We start from the raw sequence: 22,498 nt of genomic DNA, 5'->3' as shown, positions 1-22,498 counted from the left end.
CTGGGTGATGGTGGTCACGTCGACGTCGAAGTCGTCTGCTTCCGGTCGTTTCGTTCACGTCCCGGGACGACCGCCCGGACGCCCGCGCGGACGGCGCGGGCGCCGTGAACGGCACTGGACGCTGGCCTCGCGCGTCCTCGTCCTGCAGCTGCTCGTCGTCCTGGTCGTCGTCGTCGGCGCCACCGCGGCCCTGGGCTGGCAGCTGCGCACCGACACCCGCCGCGACGCGACCGTCGAGGTCACCGACGTCGCCGCCGCCGTCGCGCAGTCCCCCGACGTCCGCGACGGCCTGGCCGACCCCGCCAGCGCCGACCGGGCCGCGATCGACGCGCACGTCGAGGCCGTCCGCCGGGCCACGGGCGTCTACTTCATCACCGTCATGGACCGCGACAAGATCCGCTGGACGCACCCCGACCCCGCCCGCATCGGCCAGCCGTTCGTCGGGCACGCCGACGAGGCCCTCGCCGGGGGCCGCGTCGTGGAGACCTACACGGGGACCCTCGGCCCGTCCGTGCGCGCCGTGCTGCCGGTCCGCGGGGACGACGGGGCGGTCGTGGGCGCCGTCGCCGTCGGGGTCGCCACCCGCTCGGTCACCCAGGACCTGCTCGACCGGCTGCCCGTCCTCGTCGCCGCCCTCGCCCTGGCGCTGGGGCTGTCGGTGGCCGGGTCGTGGCTGCTGTCGCGCTGGGTCCGCCGCCGCACCCACGGCCTCGAACCGGCCGACCTCACCCGGCTGTGGGAGGTCAACGACGCCGTCCTGCACTCCCTGCGCGAAGGGCTCGTCGTCGTCGACCCCGCCGGCCGCCAGCGCGTCGTCAACGACGAGGCCCGCCGCCTGCTGCCCACGCGCGAGGACGGGACCCTCGACGTGCCCCCTGCGCTGCAACGGCTCCTGGACTCGGCGGAGGACGTCGTCGACGACGTCCAGGTCACCGACGACCGGGTCCTGGTCGTCAGCCGCCTCGACGCGCACTGGGAGGGCCGCCGCGTCGGGACCGTCGTCACCCTGCGCGACCACACCGAGCTGCAGGCCCTCACCCGCGACCTCGACGCCGTGCGCGGGCTCGCCGACGCGCTGCGCTCCCAGGCCCACGAGTCCGCGAACCGGCTGCACGTCGTCGTGACCCTCGTCGAACAGGGCCAGCCCGAGCGGGCCGTCGCGTTCGCCACTGCGGAACTGGCTGCGGCGCAGCAGCTCACCGACCTCGTCGTCGCCGACGTCGCCGACCCGGCCGTCGCGGCGCTGCTCGTCGGCAAGTCCGCCCAGGCCGCCGAGCGGGGCGTCGAGCTGGAGGTGGAACCCGACACCGCGCTCGCGGACGGGCTGCTGCCGGCGCGCGACCTCGTGACGGTCGTCGGCAACCTCGTCGACAACGCCGTCGAGGCGGCCCTGGGGGCGCCCGGGCCGCGGTGGGTGCGGGTCCGGATCCGGGGGGTCGGCGAGCGCGTGGAGGTGCGCGTGACCGACTCCGGCGCCGGGCTGCGGGCCGACGACCTGGACCTGGCGATGCAGCGCGGCTGGTCGCGCAAGGAGCACCGGCTCTCGCCGGGGGGTGCGCACGGGCTGGGGCTGGCCCTCGTCGGGCAGGTCGTGCGCCGGCACGGGGGGTCTGTGCGCGTCGAGGAACCCGTGACGCTCGACGACGGCGGCGGGACCCTGGTCGTGGAGCTGCCGGTGGGGCAGCCGTGATCGGGGTCCTCGTCGTCGAGGACGACCCGCTGCTGGCCGCCGGGCACGCCGAGAAGGTCGCCCGGGTCCCGGGGTTCGCGGTCGTGGCGGTCGCCCACTCCGGGCGCGAGGCCCTCGCCGCCGTCGGGGCCCACGCCGTCGACCTCGTGCTGCTCGACATGACGCTGCCCGACGTCGACGGGCTGCAGGTCCTGCGCGCGCTGCGGGCGGCCGCGGTGCCCGCCGACGTCATCGCGGTGACGGCCGCGCGCGACCCGGCGGTCGTGCGCCAGGCGCTGTCGATGGGCGTCGTGCAGTACCTGCTGAAACCCTTCACCACCGCGGCCCTGGAGGAGCGGCTGCGCGCCTACGCGCGGTTCCGGGCCGACGTCGCCGCGGCCTCGGGGGAGTTCGGGATCGACCAGCAGGCCATCGACGAGGCGCTGGCGCAGTTGCGGACCGCGAACGGGCCGGCGCGCGGGGTGGCGGCCCCGACGTTGCAGACCGTGGTCGCCGCCCTGCGCGAAGCCCCTGCGGGACAAGGGCTATCGGCCGCCGAGGTCGCGACGGTCACCGGGTTGTCCCGGGTCTCGGCGCGCCGGTACCTCGAACACCTCACGACGACGGGCCGGGCCCGGCGCGAACCCCGCTACGGCGGGTCGGGTCGTCCGGAACTGGCCTACCACCCGACGCCCGCGCTCTGAACCCCCTCAGAGCAGCGGGCGCAGGACGGCCAGGGTGTCGTCGACGGGACCGACGGGCAGGGTGCCGCAGTCGAGCCCGGCGTACCGGCCGGCGAACGGCAGCAGGTCGGCGTGGAGCTCGCGGGCGGCCTCGGCGTCCCCGAGCCGGGCCGCGGCGTGCGCGTGCAGAGCGGTCAGCGCCAGCCACAGCATGTCCCGGCGCACGGGCTCCCGGGCCGCCCAGCGCCGCCGGGCCTCCTCCTGCCGGCCGGCGTCGAGCAGGCACAGCACCAGCGGGGCGGCCGTCGCGCCGCGGCCCGAGGCGTCGGCGGCCCGCACCTCCGCCAGCGCCTCGCGGGGCCGGCCGCGGTGCCAGGCCGTCGCGAAGCGCCCCACGGCCGCCATGTACGGCGCCGTCGCGTCCCCGGCGGCCGCCAGGGCCGCGGTGGCCCCGGCGTACCGGCGGGCCCCCTCCTCCAGCCGCCCGTCGGTGAGGTCCACGACGGCGTGCCACAGCGACAGCACGAGCAGCAGGTGGCCCAGCTGCCCGGACCCGGCGACCGCGGTGGCCTCGGCGACCGCCGCGGTGGCGCCCGCGCGGTCGCCGCGGGAGGCGCGCGCCAGGAACCGCAGCCACAGCCCCACGGCGAGGAAGTCGTCGAGGCCGTGCCGGCCGGCGAGGTCGACGAGCTCGTCGGCGAGCGCGCCCCGCTCGGCGTCCAGGTCGGGACCGAGGGCGGCGTACCCGCGCAGGTTCAGGGCCAGGCACAGCAGCCGCGGGTCGCCGGCCTGCCGGGCGGCGGCCAGGGCCCGGGCGCTGCACGCGATCGCGGCGGGCACGTCCCAGGTCTCCAGCTCCAGGAACCGGGCGTGCTCGCGGCGGACGACGTCGGCGGGGCCGGTGGGGGCGGGCAGCCGGTCGAGCAGGCGCAGGCGCAGCGGGTCGCCCGCGGTCTCCCGGCGCACCGTCCACACCAGGGGGGCGTCCCAGCAGGTGAGGACGGCGTGCAGCAGCTGCTCGTCGTCGCCGGCCCGGGCCAGCGCGGTGGTCTGCGCGGCGCGCGCGGCCACGGCGTCGCCGGCGGCGGCGAGGGCGGCCACGAGGGCGCAGCGCAGGCGCGTCTCGACGGCCGGGTCCGGGGCCCGGGTGAGGTCGTGGGCGCTCAGGGCCCCGGTGAGCAGCTCGGCGGCCCGCTGGGGCGAGGTGCGGGCGGCGCGGGTCGCGGCGCGTTCGGCGTGCTCGCGGGCCCGGGCCGCCGTGGCGGGGGTCAGCCCGGCCAGGGCGTGGTGGGCCAGGGCGTCGACGTCGTGGGGCGCGAGGTCCTCCAGCACCGCCAGGACGCGTCCGTGCGTGCGCCGCCGGCGGGCCGGGAGCAGGTCGTCGGCGAGGACGTCGCGCACGAGGGCGTGGGTGAACCGGACGCGGCCCGGGGTCGTCTCCTCCAGCAGCCCGGCCACGACGGCGGTGTCGAGCCCGTCCTCCACGGCGTCCCCGCCGTCTCCGTCCCCTCCGGCCTCGCCCGGGACGCCGTCCAGGACGCGGGCCAGGACGTCGACGTCGAGCTCGCGCCCGAGCAGGGCCGCGGTGCGCAGCAGGTCCACCGTCGCGGCGGGCAGCCGCGCGAGCCGGGCGCGCAGCACGTCCGCGATGCCGGCCGGCACGGTGGTCGGCGGGCCGGTGGCGGGGGCCAGCGGACCGGGCCCGGCGAGCAGGCGGGCGAGCTCGCGGACGAACAGCGGGTTCCCGCCGGTGCGGTCGGTGAGCCAGTCGACGGTCGTGGGGTCCAGCGCCCGCCCGCCGGCCGAGCGCGCGAGGGCGGCGACGGCCTCGCGCCCCAGACCCGCCAGGTCCAGGTGCGCCGCGGCGGCGGGGGCCAGCGCGGCCCGGACGAGACCGAGCCCGGCCCCGGCCTCGGTGCCGCGGTAGGCGCAGACGACGACGGCCGCGGTCTCGTCGAGCTGGTCGACGACCTGCCGCAGGAGCTGGCGGGTGACGTCGTCGGCGCGGTGCGCGTCGTCGAGGACGACCAGCACGGGAGCGACCGCGGCGAGGTGGTCGGCGACGGTGCGGGCCAGGTGGAAGGTGTTCTGCGGCAACGGGTCCGTGTGGCCGAGGTCGTCGAGGACCTCGCGCCAGGCCCACCCGGGCGGCGCCCCGTCGACCTCCGGGCAGCGGCCCCACGTCGTGGTCCAGCCGGTGAGGGTGCGGGTGAACGCGTCGAGCAGGGTCGTCTTGCCCGCGCCGGCCTCGCCGTCGACCCACACGACGCGGACCTCGCCGGCGGCTGCGGCGTCACGGGCGGCCGCGGTCAGCACCGCCAGCTCGGGGTCGCGGCCCACGAGCGCGCGGGGGTCCGCCTCGACGGTCCGCGCGGTGCGGGGGACCGGCGGGACCGCCGGCCACAACCCCGGGTCCTGCTGCAGCACGGCCTGTTCGACGGACCGCAGCACCGGGCCGGGGTCGACGCCGAACTCGTCGGCCAGGTGCCGGCGGGTGCGACGCAGGACGGCCAGGGCGTCGGCCTGCCGCCCGCAGCGGTACAGGCCCAGGGCCAGCAGCCGGACGGCCTCCTCGCGGGTGGGGTGCTCGGCGGCGTGCCGGTCGAGCAGGGCGACGACGGCGGCGGGGTCACCGGCCCCGAGCCGCTCGGCGGCGAGGGTCTCCACCGCGCCCAGGCGCAGCTCGGTGAGCCGTGCGGCCTCCGGTGCGGCCCAGGCGGTGTCGGACACCTCGGCGTAGGGGGGACCGGCCCCGTCGGCGAGGGCGTGCTCGAGGTCGGTCCCGGCGGCGACGGCGTCCTCGAACCGCCACGCGTCGACGTTCGCGCGCGGCAGGCGCAGCGCGTACCCCGGGGCGGCGCTGACGAGCACCTCGGCCCGGGCGCGCGGGGGACGGTCGGGTTCGAGGGCGCGGCGCAGGTGCGAGACGTGGACCTGCAGGGCGGCCAGGGCCGTGGGCGAGGGCACGGCCGGCCACAGGTCCTCCAGCAGCCGGTCGGTGGAGACGACCTGCCCGTGCGCGGCGACGAGGCGGGTCAGGACCGAGCGGCGGACTGGCCCGCCGAGGTCGACTCCCCTCCCGTCGACCTCGGCGCGGACCGGTCCGAGCACGGACACCCGCACCCTGTCGCCCGCCGGTGCACGCACCCGGCAGAAGCTACCCGCGGACGACCCGTCCCGTGGCCAGGACGCGGTGCCGATCGTAGCGATCACCCAGGTCGCGCAGCCGGGTGCGGGTCTCGTCGTCGTAGCAGCGGGCGAACCGGGCGGGGTCGTCACCGCCGGCGAAGTTCGGCAGCGCCCCGGGGTGCGACCAGTCCCGCAGGGCGTCCAGGACGGCCTCGCCCGCGGCGCCCGCGTCGGGGGCGCCGGGCAGCGCCAGACCGAGGGTGAGGACGGTGAAACCGGCGTCACGGTGGCACAGCGCGCTGGGGTGCGCGGGGGCGGCGGCGACGGCCCCGCCGAGCTGGCGCAGTTCCACGGCCAGCAGCGGGGTCCCGGAGTCCGGGCCGGCCACGGCGAGCAGGGCGTCGACGGCCGCCGGAGGCAGTTCGGTGAGCAACCCGGAACGTTCCGTCGCGGGGACGGGGTCGGTGGGGTCGGCGTGGACAGAACCGATGGCGGCGTAGGGCATCACGGCGACCGTGTCGAGCACGGGGGCCAGTTCGCGCAGGGGTTCCAGGAGCCGTTCGCCGTCCCCGGTCCCGCCGGTCCACACGAACCGGACGCCCACGACCGAGCGCCCCGCGAGCGCGGGCGGCAGGTCGGGCAGCGGGGGCAGTTGCGCGAGGACGACCGACGTCGTGGCCTGCGTCGGCAGGTCGGCGCACCAGCGCGCCCAGCGGTGCAGGACGGTTCCGGCCCGCTCGGCCGCGAACCACAGCGCACCCCCGAGCACCTCGGTGATCGGCAGCAGCTCGACCTCGACGGCGGTGACGATCCCGAGGGTCGCCTTCCCGCCGCGCAGGCCCCAGAACAGGTCCGGTTCGGTCTCGGGCGTCACGTGCCGCAGTTCCCCGTCGCCGGTCACGACGTCGAAGGCGCGCACGAGGTCCGAGCTCGGGCCGATGGTGCGGGCCAGCGGTCCGAGGCCGCCGCCGGTGAGGAAACCCGCGACGCCGACGCCCGGCGCCGAACCGCACGGGGCGGCCAGGCCGTGCTCGGCGGCGGCGGCGACGACCCCGGTCCACAGCGACCCGGCGCCCACCCGGGCGGTGCGGGCCACGGGGTCGATCGAGCACCCGTCGAGCCCACCGGTGTGGACCAGGAGCGTGCCGCGGTCGACGGGGCACGCGCCGTGGCCCGTGCGCTGCACGGCGACCGTCAGGCCCAGCGACCCGGCGGTGCGGACGGCCGCGGCGACGTCGCGGGCGGAGCGGGCGGCGACGACCGCGGCGGGGGTGACGGGCACGGTGACGTTCCAGGGGGCGGCGAGCTCGGCGTAGCGCGGTGTGCCCGGCAGGTGCACGTCACCGTCGAGGTGCTTGCCGAGCTCGGCGAGCAGCTGCAGCCCCTCGGCCGCGGTGCGGGGGGCGGGGCGGGGTTCGAGCAGGAGCAGCGGGATCCGCCGGTCGGTGAGTTCCTGGTACGCCGCGTAGGTGTCGGCGGCCGCCACGACCAGCGGCCACAGCACGGCGCGCTCGGCCTCGGTCGCGGGGCGGGCGCGCAGGTCCTCGCTGCGGCCGCGGCGCTCGAGCCGGACGTCGGGGTGCGCCAGGGCGTTGTGGAACCACGCCGGGTGCCGCGCGGCGCCGGCGTTGGAGGCGACCAGGACGAGCTGGTCGCCGAACTCCGGGAACCGGAAGCAGGCCAGGGCGCTCGTGCGGGGTGCGCCGCTGCGCCGTCCCGTCGTGGTCAGGAGTGCGATCTCGACGGGGCCCATGGCGCCGCCGAGCCGGCCGCCGGTGGCGCGGTGGACGCGGACGTGCGCGCGGCTGACGGCGGTGACGAAGCGCGCCGTGCGCGAGCCGGGGGCCGCGGTCGCGGCGAGGGCGGAGAACCGGCGGGACAGGGGTGCTGTGCTCATGGCGACGACGGTGCCCGCCGGCGCCTTCGGCCCACTTGCCGCCGACTTGCCGCCTCCCTCCCCGGGCCCGGCGCACCGCGCCTCACTAGGGTGCTGGGCGTGGCAGCAGCGGAGCGCATCACCGACCGGCTCGTGGGACACGGCGAAGGGCCGTGCTGGTCACCGACGTGGGGAGGGTTGCGGTTCGTCGACCTCTACGCGGGCGACGTCGTGACCCTGGCCGCGGACGGTTCGACCACGCGGAAGCACTACGGCGAGGTCGTCGCGATCACCCGGCCCCGCGTGGGCGGGGGAGCGGTCCTGGCCGTCGAGCGGGGCATCGTGCTGGAGGACGCCGACGGGTCCCTGCACGCCCAGCCGGAGCTGTGGAGCGCGGACGCCCGGCTGCGGATGAACGAGGGCGGCTGCGACCCCGACGGCCGCTTCTACGCCGGGAACATGGCCTACGACCAGGCCGACGGCAAGGGGCAGGGCCGGGCGTCGGTGTACCGCTTCGACGCCGACGGGCGCGTCGAGGTCGTCGTCGGGCAGGTCACCATCTCCAACGGTCTCGGCTGGAGCCCGGACGGGACGCTGGCGTACTACAACGACACCCCGACCGGACGCACCGACGTCTTCGACTACTCGCGCGAGGGTGGGCTGACCGACCGGCGCCTGTTCGCGCAGGTCAACGACGACAGCGGGAAGAACCGGCCCGACGGCCTGACCGTGGACGCCGAGGGCGGGGTGTGGACGGGCCTGTTCGGCGGGTCGGCCGTGCGCCGGTACGCCCCCGACGGCACCCTGGACGCCGTCGTGGAGGTGGGCGCGCGCCAGGTCACGGCGTGCACCTTCGGCGGGGACGACTACTCGGAGCTGTTCATCACGACGTCGCGGGAGAACCTCGCGGACGACGACGACCCGGCGGCGGGGAGCATCTTCCGCTACGTGCCCGGGGTCAAGGGCCTGCCGGCGCTGCCCTACGCGGGCTGACACGGCGCCGCGACGACGCTGACGAGGGACTCGGCGACGACGAGGTCGCCGGTCCACGTCACGTCGGCGCAGTCGCCGGCGTGCAGCCCGGCCACCCGCAGGTGCTCGACGTGCCGGGAGTCCAGGCAGACGTCGTGACCGGCGGTCCGCAGGCACACCCGGCCGGGACGGGCCTCGGTGACGCGCCCGGCGGCGGTGGTCGCCGGGGGCTGGCGCAGCAGGACGACCGCGGCGAAGGCGAGCAGGACGGCCGCGACGACGACCGGGAGCGCGCGACGGACCACGTCCCCTCGTCGGCGGCCGGGGGCGCGGCCTTGAGTCAGACCGTCTCGCGGACGGGCGGTTCGGGGGCGGGGGAGCCGCCGTCGGTGCGGCCCTCGGCCTCGTCGCGCAGGCGCTGGGCGAACTCCTCGGCCATCATCAGCCGGTCGCGCAGCTTCTCGACGCGGGCGTCGGCGGCCTGCCGGAACTCGTCGAGCTTGGCGAACAGCTGCTCGCGGGGCGTCGCGGAGGGGATGCGGCCGTCGAGGGCGTCGAGCACGGAGAGCAGCTCACGCATCTCGTCGAGGGAGAAGTCGAGCGGTTTCATGCGCTTGAGGACGAGCAGCCGGTAGACGTCCATCTCGGTGTAGAGCCGGAAGCCGCCGGGGGTGCGCTGGGTGGGGCTGACCAGCCCCATCTCGTCGTAGTAGCGGATCGTGCGGAAGCTGTACCCGACCCGTTCGACGACCTCGCCGATCTGCATGAGTCCGGACATCTTTCCCCCTGCTCGACGACGGTGGCGGCGCGCTGAGCCTTCGCGACGACAGTCGATCGTAACGGTGCGGCCACGGGGTTCCGGTGTTCCCGGCGAACCGCGTCGCCCGTTCGCCGGTTCCTGTGAGGTCGTCCGGGGTCACGACCCGCCGGGCTCGGGTGTTCCCCGCGGGGTGCAGGGTGGCTAGTCTTCACGCTGTGACGCGTCTGACTACCGAGGGTGATGTTCGTGACTGAGCGTGCCACCCGCCGCACCCTGCTGCTGGCGATGGCCACCTCGGTCCCGCTCCTCGCCCTCGGCGGGACGGCGGTCGCCGACCCCGTCTACCCCTCGCAGGACCAGGTCGACCAGGCCAACGCCGCCGCCGCCGCCAAGGCCGCGCAGGTCGACGCGCTGCAGGCCCGGCTCACCGCCCAGCAGGACCAGCTCGACGCCGCGCAGACGGCGCTGTCCGTCGCCGCCGAGGACTACGACGAGGCCGACGCCCTGCTCGGGCAGCGCACCGCCGAGGCCGACGCCGCCCGGGCCGCCGCCGACCGCGCCGCCGCCGCCTACGCCGTCGCCCGCGTCGACCTGGGCCGGATGGCCTCGGCGACCTACCGCGGCACCTCCGACGACTACTCCCCGCTGACCAGCGCCCTCACGTCCGGCTCGGTCGACGACTACGTCACCAACCGCGCCACCCTCGAGCACCTCACCGGCAACCGCGCCGACGTCCAGCAGCGCGCCGCCGACGCCCAGGCGCTCGCCGACTCCACCTCCGCCGCGGCCGCCACCGCCCGGCAGGCCCAGCAGGACGCCACCGCGAAGGCCGCCGCCGCCCGCACCGCCGCGCAGCGCGCGGCCGACACCGCCGACGCCCTCGTCGCGAGCACCCAGCAGGAGAACGACGCCCTCGTCGCCCAGCTCGCGCAGCTGCAGCAGACGTCGGTGGCCCTCGAGCAGCAGCGGCAGGCCGGTCTCGAAGCCGAACGGCAGGCCGCCGCGGCCGCCGCCGCCAAGGCCGCCGCCGAAGCCGCCGCCCGGGCCTCGGCGTCACGCGCGGGGTCGGGTCCCTCGTCCGGCTCGGCGTCGGTGCGCCGCGCCGCGGGCCCCACCGCGGGAGCAGACACCGCGGTCGACTGGGCCCTGGCCCAGCTCGGCAAGCCCTACCTGTGGGCCGCGGACGGGCCCGACTCCTTCGACTGCTCCGGCCTGACCCTGCGGGCCTGGGGCGCGGCCGGCGTCGCCCTGCCGCACTCCTCGCGGCTGCAGTACTCCGGCCAGGCCAAGGTCGACCTCGCCGACCTCGAACCCGGCGACCTCGTCTTCTACGCGACGAACACGTCCGACGCCTCGACCATCCACCACGTCGGGATGGTCATCGCCCCCGGCACGATGGTGGAGGCCCCGCACACCGGCGCGAACGTGCGGACGGCGTCGATCTACCGCTCCGGCCTCATGGCGTTCGGCACCCGGCCCAGCTGACCCGAACGCCGAACGGCACGTTGACTCAACGGTCCCGGTCAAAGCGACCGTTGAGTCAACGTGCCGGGAGACGCGGAACGGCACGTTGACTCAACGGTCCCGGTCAAAGCGACCGGGGAGTCAACGTGCCGGAACGCGCGGCCTCAGTGCTTGGAGGCGCCCAGCTCGTACGAGGTCCCCTTGGCGCGCTCGAAGCTCGCGGCGATCTCCGCCTCGGCCTCCGCACGACCGGCCCAGTTGGCGCCCTCGACGCTCTTGCCGGGCTCGAGGTCCTTGTAGGTCTCGAAGAAGTGCTGGATCTCCAGGCGGTCGAAGTCCGACACGTCCGACAGGTCCTGGATGTTCGCCCAGCGCGGGTCGCCCGCGGGGACGGCGAGGATCTTGTCGTCGCCGCCGGCCTCGTCGCGCATGTGGAACAGGCCGATCGCGCGGCACGTGATGAGGCAGCCCGGGAACGTCGGCTCCTCGAGGATGACGAGGACGTCCAGCGGGTCCCCGTCCTCACCCAGCGTGCCCTCGATGAACCCGTAGTCGTGCGGGTAGCGGGTCGAGGTGAACAGCATCCGGTCCAGGCGGATGCGCCCGGACTCGTGGTCGACCTCGTACTTGTTGCGCTGACCCTTGGGGATCTCGATGGTCGCGTCGAACTCGGCTGGGGTGCTCACGTGGCTCCTCATCTCGGCACTGCTCTGCGCTTCGGGACGGCCGACCGGAGGACTCCCGGCCGACGGACCGCGCTAGTGTCGCGCAGGAGGGGCCCGTGGAACGAACCGGGCCGCAGCCGCCCGTGACCGGGCGTGACCGGGACGACGGGGGAGACACCAGCGTGCGCAAGGCCGCGGCCGCCGTCGTCACCGCCGCCACCGCGCTCGTCCTGGTCGGCGGGTACGCCGGGCTGGACGTCGCCGGAGCCGTCCCCGGGCCGCTGACGACGACACCGGCGCCGACGGCCGCGCCCCTGCCGACGGCACCCGGCGCGAACGTGCCCGCCCCCAGCCCCGTCCCCGTGCTGCCGACGCTGGACGCGGCCGCGCCCGTGCCCGACCCCGCCGTCCTCGGCGGCACCGTCGGGCCGCTGCTGACCGACCCGGCGCTCGGGGCGTCCGTCTCGGCCAGCGTCGTCGACGCCCTCACCGGCCGGACCCTGCTGGCCTCGGCCGACGACGTGGCCCGCACCCCGGCCTCGACCACGAAGATCCTCACCGCCGTCGCCGCGCTGCGGGCCCTGGGCGACACCTCCCGCGCCACCACGCGGGTCGTGGCCGGGGCCACCGCCGACGAGGTCGTCCTCGTCGCCGGCGGGGACGTGCTGCTCGCCGCGGGCGCCGGGGACCCCGAGGCCGTCGCCGGGCACGCCGGGCTGGGCGACCTCGCCGCGCAGACCGCCGCCGCCCTGCGCGCCGCGGGCCGCACCAGCGTCGCCGTCCGCCTCGACGACGGCTCGTTCACCGGCCCCGCCACGTCCCCGGGGTGGGGCGCGGGCGACGTCGGCTCCGGCTTCGTCATGCCCATCGCCCCGCTGGCCGTCGACGAGGCCAGGCTCGGGCCGGGGGAGAACGCCCCGCGCGCCGCCGACCCCGCCCTCGGCGCCGCCCTCCTCTTCGTGCAGGCCCTCACCGCCGACGGCATCACGGTCCTGGACCAGGGCAGCGGTTCCTCGTCGGTGCCGGTCGCGCGGGCCGCGGCGCAACCGGGCGCCAAGCAGCTCGCGGCGGTCAGCTCGGCCACCACCGCCGAGCAGGTCGAGCTCATGCTCACCGACAGCGACAACACCCTCGCGGAGGTGCTCGCGCGCCGCGTCGCCCTCGCCACCGGCCGCACGGGCACCTTCGACGACGCCTCGGCCGCCGTCGTCGACGAGGTCGCCGCCCTCGGCGTCGACGTGACCGGCGTCCACCTCCAGGGCGCCAGCGGCCTCGGGCGCGACGCGCGCATCCCGGCCCGCACCCTCACCTCGCTGCTGTCCGTGATCGCCGCCGGGAAGCACCCCGAGCTCGGCGCCGTCGCCGCGGGACTGCCCGTCGCGGCGGTCAGCGGGACCCTGGCCGACCGCTACGACCAGCCCGACTCCACCGCCGCCGCCGGGGTCGTGCGCGCCAAGACCGGGACCCTCACCGGCGTCAGCAGCCTCGCCGGGTTCCTGCGCGACGCCGACGGCCGGCTGCTGGCCTTCGCCGTGATGTCCGACAGCGTCACCCCCGGCGGGTCCGTGACGGCCCGCCGGGCGCAGGACCGCTTCGCCACCGCCCTCGCGGCCTGCGGCTGCCGCTGACGCCGGTCCCGCGGCTGCACCCGCCGCCGGCCCCACGGCCCGCCCGCGTACCGTGCGGGCATGCGTGCACGGGGGGACGAACGGCTGCAGGTCCCGGGCGGGGACCGGGGCGTCGGGGACGGCCCGGGAGACGGCCCGGGAGACGGCCCCGGGGACGGTCCGGGCGGGGAACGGGACGGGCGGCCCGTCGTCGACCTCGTCGACTTCGACCTCGCCGCCCAGGTCGCCGCCCGCCTCGTGCGCCCCGGCCCCAGGCTCGGCCGCGACGAGATCACCGACGTCGTCGCCGAACTGCGCCTGGCCGCCACCGAGGCCGCCGGCCCGGTGGCCGCGACCGCGCACCTGCCCTCCCCGGTCCCGATGCCGCCCGCGCTCGTCGTCGACCGCGTCTCCTGGGCCCACGCCAACGTCGACGCCTTCCGCTCGCTGTTGGGCCCCGTCGTCGTCGGCTCCCGCCCCGGGGCGACCCCCGGCGCGCCCGGGGCGCTCGACCGCGCGGGCACCGCCGTCGGCCGGCGCACCACCGGCGCCGAGCTCGGCAGCCTGCTCGCGTTCCTGTCCAGCCGCGTCCTCGGCCAGTTCGACGCCTTCACCGGCGTCGACGACGGCAGCGCCGGGCGGCTGCTGCTCGTGGCCCCGAACGTCGTGCAGGTCGAACGCGACCTCGACGTCGACCCCCACGACTTCCGCCGCTGGGTCTGCCTGCACGAGGAGGCCCACCGCCTGCAGTTCGGCGCCCACCCCTGGCTGCGCCGCTGGGTCACCGACGAGGCCCGCGGCCTGTCGTCCGAGCTGCTGTCCCAGTCCCGCGACCTCGGCGAGCGCCTCGCCGGGGTCGCGCGGTCGCTGCCCGACGTCCTGCGCGGCACGTCCACCGGTTCCGGCGTGGGCCTCGCCGACCTCCTGCAGACCCCCGCCCAGCGCGAGCGCGTCGGCCGGCTCGTCGCCGTCATGAGCCTGCTCGAAGGCCACGCCGACGTCGTGATGGACGACGTCGGCCCCCGGGTCGTGCCCTCCGTGGCGACCATCCGGGCCCGCTTCACCCAGCGCCGCAAGGGCCGCGGGTCCCTCGACCAGGTCGTGCGCCGCTTCCTCGGGCTCGACGCCAAGACCCGGCAGTACGCCGACGGGGCACGCTTCGTGCGCGGCGTCGTCGGGGCCGTCGGCTGGGACGGCCTCAACGTCGTGTGGACCGCGCCCGAGCACCTGCCGCTGCCCGCCGAGATCGCCGACCCGTCGGCCTGGGTCGCGCGCGTCCACGGGTGAGCGCGTGACGGGGCCGTCCCTGGCGGTCGCGGCCGTCCGCGTCGCGCTCCGGCGGGCGCTCGCCGACGTCGACGGCCTCGTCCTCGTCGCCTGCTCCGGGGGAGCGGACTCCCTGGCCCTCGCCGAGGCCCTCGCCTTCGAACGTGCCTCCGAGGCGTCCCGCGGGTCCGGACCGTTGACGCATCGGGACGATAGGACTGGACCGATGCGTCAGCGGTCCGAGCAGCGCGCGGGCCTCGTGACGATCGATCACGGCCTGCACGCGGACTCCGCCGCCGTCGCCGCCCGCGTCGTCGCGCAGGGCCGCGCCCTGGGCCTGGACCCCGTCCGCTGCGAACGGGCCGCGGTGGGCCGAACGGGTGGACCCGAGGGCGCCGCCCGCTCCGCCCGCTACGCCGCCCTGGAACGCGTCGCCGAGCAGGAGGGCGCCGTCGCCGTGCTCCTGGCCCACACCCTGGACGACCAGGCCGAGACGGTCCTGCTGGGCCTGGCCCGCGGCTCGGGCACCCGGTCGCTGGCCGGGATGCCCGCCGTCCGCGGGGTCTTCCACCGCCCCCTGCTGGGGGTGCCCCGCGACGTCGTCCGCGCGGCCTGCGCGCTGGAGCCGTGGGAGGACCCCGCCAACGCCGACCCCGCCTTCACGCGCACCCGCGTGCGGCACGACGTGCTGCCGTTCCTGGAGTCCCGCCTCGGGCCGGGCGTGGCCGCCGCGCTGGCCCGCACGGCCCGCGCCGCCCGCGATGACGCCGACGCCCTCGACGAGCTCGCCGCCGCGAGCACCCCCTTCCGCGACGGGTCGGCGGCCGTCGACGACCTCGGCGCCGCCCGGCCCGCCCTGCGCCGGCGCTGGCTGCGCTCCGCGGCGCTCGCCGCCGGCTGCCCGGCGGGTGCGCTGACCGCCGGGCACGTCGACGCCCTCGAGGCGCTCGTCCTGCGCTGGCGCGGGCAGGGGCCCGTGCACCTGCCGGGCGGTGCAAGCGGCGCCCGCGCGTGTGGCAGGCTCGTGCTCACCCCCCACCGCTGAACCTCGGGAGAACTTGCGTGGACGCCGCGACCGCCGGGACCGACCTCGAGCACGTGCTGCTGACCAAGGACCAGGTGGCGACCCGGGTCGCCGAGCTGGCCGCCGAGCTCGACCGCGACTACGCCGACAAGGACGTCCTGCTCGTCGGCGTCCTCAAGGGCGCGGCGATGGTCATGGCCGACCTGTCCCGCGCCATGCAGATCCCGCTGTCCATGGACTTCATGGCTGTCAGCTCCTACGGCTCGGGCACCAAGAGCTCCGGCGTGGTGCGGATCCTCAAGGACCTCGACACCGACATCTCCGGCCGCCACGTCCTGGTCGTGGAGGACATCATCGACTCCGGCCTGACGCTGTCCTGGCTGCTGGCGAACCTGTCCTCGCGCGGGCCGGCGTCGGTGAAGGTGTGCGCGCTGCTGCGCAAGCCCGAGGCCGCCAAGGTCGAGGTGGACGTCGCGTACGTCGGCCACGACATCCCCAACGAGTTCGTCGTCGGGTACGGGCTGGACTTCGCGGACAAGTACCGCAACCTCGACTGCGTCGCGACGCTGGCCCCGCACGTCTACAGCTGAGCCGCCGCGGCGCGTCCGCCCTCAGCGAACCCGCAGCCGCACCCCGGAACAGCACTCCGCTCCCACCCGTTCGACCACCGAAGGACCTGCGGGCAAGGACCCGCGGCGGCGTGTCGCCGCCGCGGTGTACCGTCGATCGTCGGTCAGGAACGAGCAGGAGGGACAGGGGGCGACCCCTCCATCTGATGCCCAACACTCTCAAGCGCATCGTGCGCGGCCCGTGGCTGTGGATCGTGGTGGCCATCGCGGCCGTCGCGATCGGCGCCTCCTTCTTCGCCTCCAGCGGCACCGCCGAGGTCTCCACGACCCGCGCGCTGCAGCTGATCCAGGAGGAGAAGGTCCAGAGCGCCACGCTCACCGACGGCAACCAGCGCATCGACCTGAAGCTGAAGTCCGGCGAGAAGGTCGACGGTGCCACCACCGTGCGCTCCTACTACATCGCCCAGCGCGGCAGCCTGGTCGTGCAGGCGCTCAACGAGAACCCGCCGCCGGACGGCGTCACCGACGAGGTGCCCAGCACCGGGATCCTGCAGTCGCTGCTGTTCACGGTCGGTCCGATCCTGCTGATGCTGGTCCTGTTCTGGTTCCTCATCTCGCAGATGCAGGGCGGCGGCAGCCGGGTCATGAACTTCGGCAAGTCCAAGGCCAAGATGATGACCAAGGACACCCCGAAGACGACGTTCGCCGACGTCGCCGGGGCCGACGAGGCCGTCGAGGAGCTCTACGAGATCAAGGAGTTCCTCTCCGACCGCGAGAAGTTCCAGGCCGTCGGGGCCAAGATCCCCAAGGGTGTCCTGCTCTACGGCCCGCCCGGCACCGGCAAGACGCTGCTGGCGCGCGCCGTCGCCGGTGAGGCCGGGGTGCCGTTCTACTCGATCTCCGGGTCGGACTTCGTCGAGATGTTCGTCGGTGTCGGCGCCTCCCGCGTCCGCGACCTGTTCGAGCAGGCCAAGGCGAACTCGCCCGCGATCATCTTCGTCGACGAGATCGACGCCGTCGGCCGTCACCGCGGCGCCGGTCTGGGCGGCGGTCACGACGAGCGCGAGCAGACCCTGAACCAGCTCCTCGTCGAGATGGACGGCTTCGACGTCAAGACGAACGTCATCATGATCGCGGCGACGAACCGTCCCGACATCCTCGACCCGGCGCTGCTGCGCCCGGGCCGCTTCGACCGCCAGATCGCCGTCGAGGCCCCCGACATGGAGGGCCGGCACAAGATCCTGCAGGTCCACGCCAAGGGCAAGCCCATGGCGCCCGGCACGGACCTGCTCTCCGTGGCCCGCCGCACGCCCGGCTTCTCCGGCGCCGACCTGGCCAACGTGCTCAACGAGGCCGCGCTGCTGACGGCCCGCGCGGACGCGAAGGTCATCGACGACGCGGCCGTGGACGAGGCCATCGACCGCGTCATGGCCGGTCCGCAGAAGAAGACCCGGCGGATGAGCGAGAAGGAGCTGAAGGTCACCGCGTACCACGAGGGTGGGCACGCTCTGGTGGCCGCGGCCCTGCCGAACACCGACCCGGTGACCAAGGTGACGATCCTGCCGCGCGGTCGCGCGCTGGGCTACACGATGGTCCTGCCGACCGAGGACAAGTACTCGACGTCGCGCAACGAGATCCTCGACCAGCTCGCGTACGCCCTCGGCGGCCGCGTCGCCGAGGAGCTCGTCTTCCACGACCCGACGACGGGCGCCTCGAACGACATCGAGAAGGCCACCGGGATGGCCCGCAAGATGGTCACCCAGTACGGCATGTCCGAGCGCGTCGGCGCGATCAAGCTCGGCAACGGCGGGGGCGAGGTCTTCCTCGGCCGCGACATGGGGCACGAGCGCGACTACTCCGAGGGCGTCGCCGGGATCGTCGACGAGGAGGTGCGCCGGCTCATCGAGGCCGCGCACGACGAGGCGTGGGAGATCCTCGTCGAGCACCGCCCCGTCCTCGACGCCCTGGTCGTCGCGCTGCTGGACAAGGAGACGCTGAACCAGGCCGAGCTCGCGGAGATCTTCGCCCCCGTGGTGAAGCGCCCGCAGCGGCCGGTGTGGCTGTCGTCCGAACGCCGGCACGTCTCCGACATCCCGCCGGTGAAGGGCCCCAACGAGGGCTCGCTCAACGGTCACGCCGGGGGTTTCCAGACCCCGGTGACCTACGAGAACGGGTCGAACGAGCAGCCGTGAGCGATGCTCCCCCCGTCCCGGGGACGTTCGACCGGGCGCGGGCCGAGAACGCGGTCCGGGAGTTCCTCCTCGCCATCGGGGAGGACCCGGACCGCGAGGGCCTGCGCGACACCCCGCAGCGGGTCGCCAAGGCCGCGACGGAACTGTTCGCCGGGCTCTGGCTGGAACCGGCCGACGTCCTCGTCACCGACTTCGGCCTCGAGCACGACGAGCTCGTGCTGGTGAAGGACATCGAGGTCCAGTCGACCTGCGAGCACCACCTGCTGCCCTTCCACGGGGTAGCGCACGTCGGGTACATCCCGGGTGAGCACGGCCGCGTGACGGGACTGTCGAAGCTGGCGCGGCTCGTCGACGTGTACGCGCGCCGCCCGCAGCTGCAGGAGCGGCTGACGACGCAGGTCGCCGACGCCCTCGTGGACCACCTGCGCCCGCGCGGGGCGATCGTCGTCGTCGAGGCCGAGCACTCGTGCATGACGTACCGCGGTGTCCGCAAACCCGGCGCGAAGACCGTGACGTCCGCGGTGCGGGGGGCGCTGCGCAACGCCGCCACCCGCGCCGAGGCGATGAGCCTCATCGTCGCGGGGCACCGGTGAACCCTCTGCTCACCCCGGGCCCGACGCGGGTGCTGGGTGTCCTCAACGTCACGCCCGACTCGTTCTCCGACGGCGGCCGGCACCTGGCCCACCCGGACGCGGTGGCCCGCGGGGTCGCGCTGCACGCCGCGGGCGCCGACCTCGTCGACGTCGGCGGGGAGTCCACCCGCCCCGGCGCGACGCGCGTGGAGGCGGCCGAGGAGCTGCGCCGCGTCCTGCCCGTCGTCGAGGGCCTGGTCGCGGCGGGGGTCCCCGTCAGCGTCGACACCATGCGCGCCGCCACGGCCCGCGCGGTCGTCGCGGCGGGCGCGCTCGTCGTCAACGACGTCTCCGGCGGCCTGGCCGACGAGGACATGGCGGCCACGGTCGCCGGGCTGGACTGCGTGTACGTGCTGAGCCACTGGCGCGGGTTCTCCGACGTCATGAACTCCCTGGCCGTGTACGCCGACCCGGTCGCCGAGGTGCGGGCCGAGCTGGCCGGGCGCCTGGCCGCCGTGACGGCCGCCGGGGTCGCCCGCGACCGGGTCGTGCTGGACCCCGGGCTGGGCTTCGCCAAGACCGCCGAGCACGACTGGTCGCTGCTCGCCGGTCTCGACGAGCTCGCCGCGCTGGGCTGCCCGCTGCTCGTCGGCGCCTCCCGCAAGCGCTTCCTCGGGTCCCTGCTGGCGGCCGGCGGCGAGGTCCCCGCCCCCGCGGACCGGGACGCCGCGACGGCCGCCGTCTCCGCCCTGGCCGCGGCGCGGGGGGTCTGGGGGGTCCGGGTGCACGACGTCCCCTCCACCGTCGCCGCGGTGAAGGTCGCCGCCGCGTGGTCGGCCGCCGGACGGGGGAGCGCCGCGTGAGCTCCCTCGACACCGCCGGTCCCGTCCTCGACGCCCGCGGCCGCGCCCTGGACCGCATCGTCCTGCGCGGTCTGTCCGCCCGCGGCCGCCACGGCGTCCTCGACCCCGAGCGCGCGCTGGGGCAGCGGTTCGGTCTCGACGTCGCGCTGCACCTGGACACCCGTGAGGCCGCCGCGGGCGACGACCTGACCGCCACGGTGAACTACGGCACCCTCGCCCAGCAGCTCGAGCAGGTCCTCGCCGGCGACCCGGTGGACCTGCTGGAGACGCTGGCGCAGCGCGTCGCCGACACCTGCCTGGCCGCCTCCGGGCGCGTCGAGGCGGTCGACGTCGTCGTCCACAAGCCGCAGGCCCCGGTCCCCGTCCCGTTCGACGACGTGGAACTGGTGATCCGCAGGACCCGCTCGTGAGGGCCGTGCTGGCCCTGGGCGCCAACGTCGGGCACCGCGCCGCGACGCTGCACGCCGCGGTGGACGCCCTGCGCGCGAGCGAGGGGATCAGCGTCGACGCGGTCTCGACGATCGTGGAGACCGCGCCCGTCGGCGCCGTCCCCGACCAGCCCGACTTCCTCAACGCCGTCGTCCTCGTGACGACGAGCCTCGGGCCCCACGACCTGCTCGCCGCGGCCCACGCCGTCGAGGCGTCCCTCGGCCTGGACCGCGCGACGAAGGTCGTCGACGGGCCCCGGCCCATCGACGTCGACGTCATCGCCTACCGGGACTCCGGGGGCGACGTCGAGCTCGACGAGGACGGTCTCGTCCTGCCCCACCCGCGCGCCCACGAACGGGCGTTCGTCCTGGGGCCCTGGCTCGAGCTCGACCCCGACGCGGAGCTGCCGCAGGGCCGGGTCGCGGACCTGCTCGCCCGGACCGCGCGGTGAGGCCCTCGCGTCCCGGGCTGCTCACCGGGCTGGGGTTCCTCGCCGCCGTCCTGGCCTGGTCGGGGCTGCAGGTGTGGGTCTCCTCGGGCCACGCCGAACCGGACCTGATGTGGCGCACCACGTTGACCATCGGCCTGCTCGCCGTCGCGGTCTTCGGCGTCGGCTGGCCCGTGAAGCAGTGGGTCGACGGCGACAAGGCCCGCCGCATCGACGCCCTGCGCGCGGCGCGCACCGCCGCCCTGGCCAAGGCGGCCTCGGTCGCCGGGGCCCTGCTGGTGGGTGTCTTCCTCGGCTGGACCGTGCACTACCTGCCGACCCTGCACATCGCGGCGCGCCGCAGCGAGACGGTCGTGGCGGTCGCCGACGTCGTCGTGTCGGTGCTGCTGCTCGTCGCCGGGCTGCTCGTCGAACGCTGGTGCCGGGTGCCCCCGGACGAGGACGAGCAGACGGGAGCCCGCGCGTGAAGGTGTCGACCCGCGCCGCCACGACCGAACCGTTCCACGCGCTCGCCTTCGGGGCGCAGGCCGCCGCGCTGCAGGCCCGGGGGCACCACGTCGTGCGGCTGTCCATCGGCGAACCCGACTTCGGGGCGCCGCCCGACGTGCGGGCCGCGATGCGGGACGCGATGGACGGCCGGGAGCTGCCGTACACGGTGGCGCTGGGCCTGCCGGCGCTGCGCGCGGCCATCGCCGCGGACTACCGCGACCGCCACGGCGTCGACGTCGACCCCGCGCGCGTGATCGTGACCTCGGGCGCCTCGGCCGCGCTGCTGCTGGTGCTGGCCGCGACCGTCGACCCGGGCGACGACGTGCTGCTGGCCGACCCGTCGTACCCGTGCAACCGCCAGCTGATCTCGACCTTCGGGGGCCGGGCGCTGACGGTGCCGACGACGCCCGCCCAGCGGTACCAGCTCACCGCCGACGCCGTCCGGGACGCGTGGACGGACCGGACGGGCGTCGTCATGGTCGCGTCCCCGTCGAACCCGACGGGGACCTCGGTGCCGCCCGGCGAGCTCGCCCGGATCTGCGAGCAGGCCCGCGAGCGCGGCGCGTGGCGCCTCGTGGACGAGATCTACCTCGACCTGTCCGACCCCGCCGCCGACGGGACGCCCGCGCGCACGGTCCTGGCGTCCGACCCCGACGCGATCGTCGTGAACAGCTTCTCGAAGTTCTTCGGCATGACGGGCTGGCGGCTGGGCTGGGCGGTGCTGCCGGAAGCCCTCGTCGCCCCGGTGGAACGTCTGGCGCAGAACTACTTCATCGCGGCCTCGACTCCCGTGCAGCACGCCGCGCTGGCCTGCTTCACGCCCGCGTCGCTGGCGTTGTGCGCCGAACGCCGGCGCGAGTTCGTCGCCCGCCGCCGCCTCGTCCTCGACGGGCTCGCCGCCCTCGGGCTGCCCGTCCCCGTCGAACCCGACGGCGCCTTCTACGTCTACGTCGACGTGAGCTCCACGGGCCTGGACGCGTGGGAGTTCTGCGAACGGGCCCTGGCCGAGCAGCACGTCGCGCTGACGCCCGGGCGCGACTTCTCGGCCACGATGGCCGGTACCCACGTCCGGCTGTCGTACGCCGCGTCGAGGGAGGAGCTGACCGAGGGGTTGCGGCGGATCGGCGCGTTCCTCACGTCGGTCGCCGCCACACCGACACGTGCGAGCGCGAGTCGGCCGTGAACTCCGAGCGGTCCCACCCGGCCCACCGGGCGTGCGGTTCGAGTCCGGCGATGCGGGCCATGAGGTCGTACTCGGCGGGCCACGCGTAGCGGTGGTGGGACTCGACCACGGTCCCGCGCCCGGGCCGGTAGTGGTGGGACGTGAGGCGCGAGTTCACCAGGTCGTAGCTGTCGAACCCGAGGTGGTCGGCGCTGAGGTGGAAGGGCCGGGCGGTCTCCCCGGGCGGCAGGCGCTGCAGGTCAGGGACGAACACCTCGATCAGGAAGAACCCGCCGGGCACCAGGTGGCGGGCGGCGTTGACGAAGCACGCGACCTGCTCGTCCTGCTCCAGCAGGTTCGTGATCGTGTTGTAGACCAGGTACACGAGGGTGAACTCCCCGTCGACGCGGGTCCGGGCCATGTCACCCTCGACGAGGTCCAGCGCGTCGGCACCGTCCTTGGCGCGCAACCGGTCCAGCATCGGGACCGACAGTTCGACCCCGCTGACGGGGATGCCGCGGGCGGCCAGCGGCAGCGCGACGCGCCCCGTCCCGACCGCGAACTCCAGCGCCCGGTCCGACCCGGCGAGGTCGGCCAGCACGTCCAGCGTCGGCCCGAGCACCTCGGGGGTGGACATCCACGCCGAGTCCTCGTCGTAG

At 76.0% G+C, this 22,498-nt stretch carries 21 protein-coding genes; 15 read left to right on the top strand and 6 right to left on the bottom strand.

The window, feature by feature from the left end; genetic code table 11:
• The first annotated feature begins 7 nt into the window (after positions 1-7).
• Both CLV37_RS10435 and CLV37_RS10430 read left to right on the top strand, forming a co-directional pair.
• Positions 8-1,690, top strand: a complete 1,683-nt coding sequence (locus CLV37_RS10435) for a sensor histidine kinase (RefSeq protein WP_106210184.1) — start codon at positions 8-10, stop codon at positions 1,688-1,690.
• Positions 1,687-2,373 (top strand): response regulator, encoded by a 687-nt coding sequence (locus tag CLV37_RS10430; protein WP_106209934.1) that lies wholly within the window; start codon positions 1,687-1,689, stop codon positions 2,371-2,373. Before CLV37_RS10435 ends, CLV37_RS10430 begins: the two co-directional genes overlap by 4 nt.
• 6 nt (positions 2,374-2,379) lie before the next feature.
• Here the strand turns inward: CLV37_RS10430 and CLV37_RS10425 are convergent, their stop codons facing one another.
• Together CLV37_RS10425 and CLV37_RS10420 are read right to left on the bottom strand one after the other, a co-directional pair.
• Positions 2,380-5,463 (bottom strand): ATP-binding protein, encoded by a 3,084-nt coding sequence (locus tag CLV37_RS10425; RefSeq protein ID WP_170127170.1) that lies wholly within the window; start codon positions 5,461-5,463, stop codon positions 2,380-2,382.
• Positions 5,464-5,509: 46 nt separating this feature from the next.
• The gene (locus tag CLV37_RS10420; protein ID WP_106209930.1) at positions 5,510-7,378 is read right to left on the bottom strand and encodes a nitroreductase/quinone reductase family protein; all 1,869 of its coding nucleotides are present in this window, start codon (positions 7,376-7,378) and stop codon (positions 5,510-5,512) included.
• A gap of 99 nt (positions 7,379-7,477) precedes the next feature.
• Between CLV37_RS10420 and CLV37_RS10415 the strand changes: the two genes are divergently transcribed.
• Positions 7,478-8,350, top strand: a complete 873-nt coding sequence (locus CLV37_RS10415) for an SMP-30/gluconolactonase/LRE family protein (protein ID WP_106209928.1) — start codon at positions 7,478-7,480, stop codon at positions 8,348-8,350.
• Here the strand turns inward: CLV37_RS10415 and CLV37_RS10410 are convergent.
• The gene (locus CLV37_RS10410) at positions 8,338-8,634 is read right to left on the bottom strand and encodes a hypothetical protein (RefSeq protein WP_106209926.1); all 297 of its coding nucleotides are present in this window, start codon (positions 8,632-8,634) and stop codon (positions 8,338-8,340) included. The genes CLV37_RS10415 and CLV37_RS10410 overlap by 13 nt on opposite strands.
• 35 nt (positions 8,635-8,669) lie before the next feature.
• Positions 8,670-9,107 (bottom strand): MerR family transcriptional regulator, encoded by a 438-nt coding sequence (locus CLV37_RS10405; RefSeq protein ID WP_106209925.1) that lies wholly within the window; start codon positions 9,105-9,107, stop codon positions 8,670-8,672.
• A gap of 228 nt (positions 9,108-9,335) precedes the next feature.
• Here CLV37_RS10405 and CLV37_RS10400 point away from each other — a divergent pair, with 228 nt between their 5' ends.
• A complete protein-coding gene (locus CLV37_RS10400) occupies positions 9,336-10,574 on the top strand; it encodes a C40 family peptidase (protein ID WP_146149361.1) in 1,239 nt (412 codons plus the stop codon).
• A 143-nt stretch (positions 10,575-10,717) separates the two neighbouring features.
• On the opposite strand, the gene CLV37_RS10395 is transcribed toward CLV37_RS10400, so the two are convergent.
• Positions 10,718-11,251, bottom strand: a complete 534-nt coding sequence (locus CLV37_RS10395) for an inorganic diphosphatase (protein WP_106209921.1) — start codon at positions 11,249-11,251, stop codon at positions 10,718-10,720.
• 83 nt (positions 11,252-11,334) lie between these two features.
• Between CLV37_RS10395 and dacB the strand changes: the two genes are divergently transcribed.
• From dacB to CLV37_RS10340, 11 genes are all read left to right on the top strand, one after another.
• Positions 11,335-12,846, top strand: coding sequence for a D-alanyl-D-alanine carboxypeptidase/D-alanyl-D-alanine endopeptidase (dacB, locus tag CLV37_RS10390; RefSeq protein ID WP_211298538.1), 1,512 nt, complete (start codon positions 11,335-11,337; stop codon positions 12,844-12,846).
• A gap of 60 nt (positions 12,847-12,906) precedes the next feature.
• Positions 12,907-14,112 (top strand): zinc-dependent metalloprotease, encoded by a 1,206-nt coding sequence (locus tag CLV37_RS10385; RefSeq protein WP_106209919.1) that lies wholly within the window; start codon positions 12,907-12,909, stop codon positions 14,110-14,112.
• Between the two features lie 4 nt (positions 14,113-14,116).
• On the top strand, positions 14,117-15,136 hold the full coding sequence (gene tilS, locus CLV37_RS10380; RefSeq protein WP_106209917.1) for a tRNA lysidine(34) synthetase TilS: 1,020 nt from the start codon (positions 14,117-14,119) through the stop codon (positions 15,134-15,136).
• Positions 15,137-15,153: 17 nt separating this feature from the next.
• The gene (gene hpt / locus CLV37_RS10375) at positions 15,154-15,705 is read left to right on the top strand and encodes a hypoxanthine phosphoribosyltransferase (protein WP_106209915.1); all 552 of its coding nucleotides are present in this window, start codon (positions 15,154-15,156) and stop codon (positions 15,703-15,705) included.
• 185 nt (positions 15,706-15,890) lie between these two features.
• Entirely contained in the window at positions 15,891-17,876 is a 1,986-nt protein-coding gene (gene ftsH, locus CLV37_RS10370) for an ATP-dependent zinc metalloprotease FtsH (protein ID WP_106209914.1), read from the top strand.
• On the top strand, positions 17,873-18,469 hold the full coding sequence (gene folE, locus CLV37_RS10365; RefSeq protein ID WP_106209912.1) for a GTP cyclohydrolase I FolE: 597 nt from the start codon (positions 17,873-17,875) through the stop codon (positions 18,467-18,469). The genes ftsH and folE overlap by 4 nt, the downstream gene beginning before the upstream one ends.
• On the top strand, positions 18,466-19,311 hold the full coding sequence (gene folP / locus CLV37_RS10360; RefSeq protein WP_106209910.1) for a dihydropteroate synthase: 846 nt from the start codon (positions 18,466-18,468) through the stop codon (positions 19,309-19,311). The genes folE and folP overlap by 4 nt, the downstream gene beginning before the upstream one ends.
• Positions 19,308-19,721: a dihydroneopterin aldolase gene (folB, locus tag CLV37_RS10355; protein ID WP_106210180.1), complete on the top strand. Its 414-nt coding sequence runs from the start codon at positions 19,308-19,310 to the stop codon at positions 19,719-19,721. Before folP ends, folB begins: the two co-directional genes overlap by 4 nt.
• Positions 19,718-20,191 (top strand): 2-amino-4-hydroxy-6-hydroxymethyldihydropteridine diphosphokinase, encoded by a 474-nt coding sequence (gene folK, locus CLV37_RS10350; protein ID WP_106209908.1) that lies wholly within the window; start codon positions 19,718-19,720, stop codon positions 20,189-20,191. Before folB ends, folK begins: the two co-directional genes overlap by 4 nt.
• Entirely contained in the window at positions 20,188-20,655 is a 468-nt protein-coding gene (locus tag CLV37_RS10345; protein ID WP_170127169.1) for a DUF3180 domain-containing protein, read from the top strand. Before folK ends, CLV37_RS10345 begins: the two co-directional genes overlap by 4 nt.
• Positions 20,652-21,860, top strand: a complete 1,209-nt coding sequence (locus tag CLV37_RS10340) for an aminotransferase class I/II-fold pyridoxal phosphate-dependent enzyme (protein WP_106209904.1) — start codon at positions 20,652-20,654, stop codon at positions 21,858-21,860. The genes CLV37_RS10345 and CLV37_RS10340 overlap by 4 nt, the downstream gene beginning before the upstream one ends.
• On the opposite strand, the gene CLV37_RS10335 is transcribed toward CLV37_RS10340, so the two are convergent.
• Complete coding sequence (locus CLV37_RS10335; RefSeq protein ID WP_106210178.1) at positions 21,811-22,476, bottom strand: methyltransferase domain-containing protein; 666 nt, start codon at positions 22,474-22,476, stop codon at positions 21,811-21,813. The genes CLV37_RS10340 and CLV37_RS10335 overlap by 50 nt on opposite strands.
• Between the last annotated feature and the right edge of the window lie 22 nt (positions 22,477-22,498).

This window comes from Kineococcus rhizosphaerae (assembly GCF_003002055.1).
Taxonomy (GTDB): Bacteria; Actinomycetota; Actinomycetes; order Actinomycetales; family Kineococcaceae; genus Kineococcus; species Kineococcus rhizosphaerae.
This window is presented reverse-complemented; position numbering and strand designations above follow the sequence as displayed.

Bases quoted from the DNA above. Each gene is read 5' to 3' on its own strand.
- CLV37_RS10395 (WP_106209921.1), bottom strand. From the start codon at position 11,251: ATGAGGAGCCACGTGAGCACCCCAGCCGAGTTCGACGCGACCATCGAG.
- ftsH (WP_106209914.1), top strand. From the start codon at position 15,891: ATGCCCAACACTCTCAAGCGCATCGTGCGCGGCCCGTGGCTGTGGATC.
- CLV37_RS10385 (WP_106209919.1), top strand. From the start codon at position 12,907: ATGCGTGCACGGGGGGACGAACGGCTGCAGGTCCCGGGCGGGGACCGG.
- CLV37_RS10420 (WP_106209930.1), bottom strand. From the start codon at position 7,378: ATGAGCACAGCACCCCTGTCCCGCCGGTTCTCCGCCCTCGCCGCGACC.
- CLV37_RS10435 (WP_106210184.1), top strand. From the start codon at position 8: ATGGTGGTCACGTCGACGTCGAAGTCGTCTGCTTCCGGTCGTTTCGTT.
- CLV37_RS10405 (WP_106209925.1), bottom strand. From the start codon at position 9,107: ATGTCCGGACTCATGCAGATCGGCGAGGTCGTCGAACGGGTCGGGTAC.
- CLV37_RS10335 (WP_106210178.1), bottom strand. From the start codon at position 22,476: ATGTCCACCCCCGAGGTGCTCGGGCCGACGCTGGACGTGCTGGCCGAC.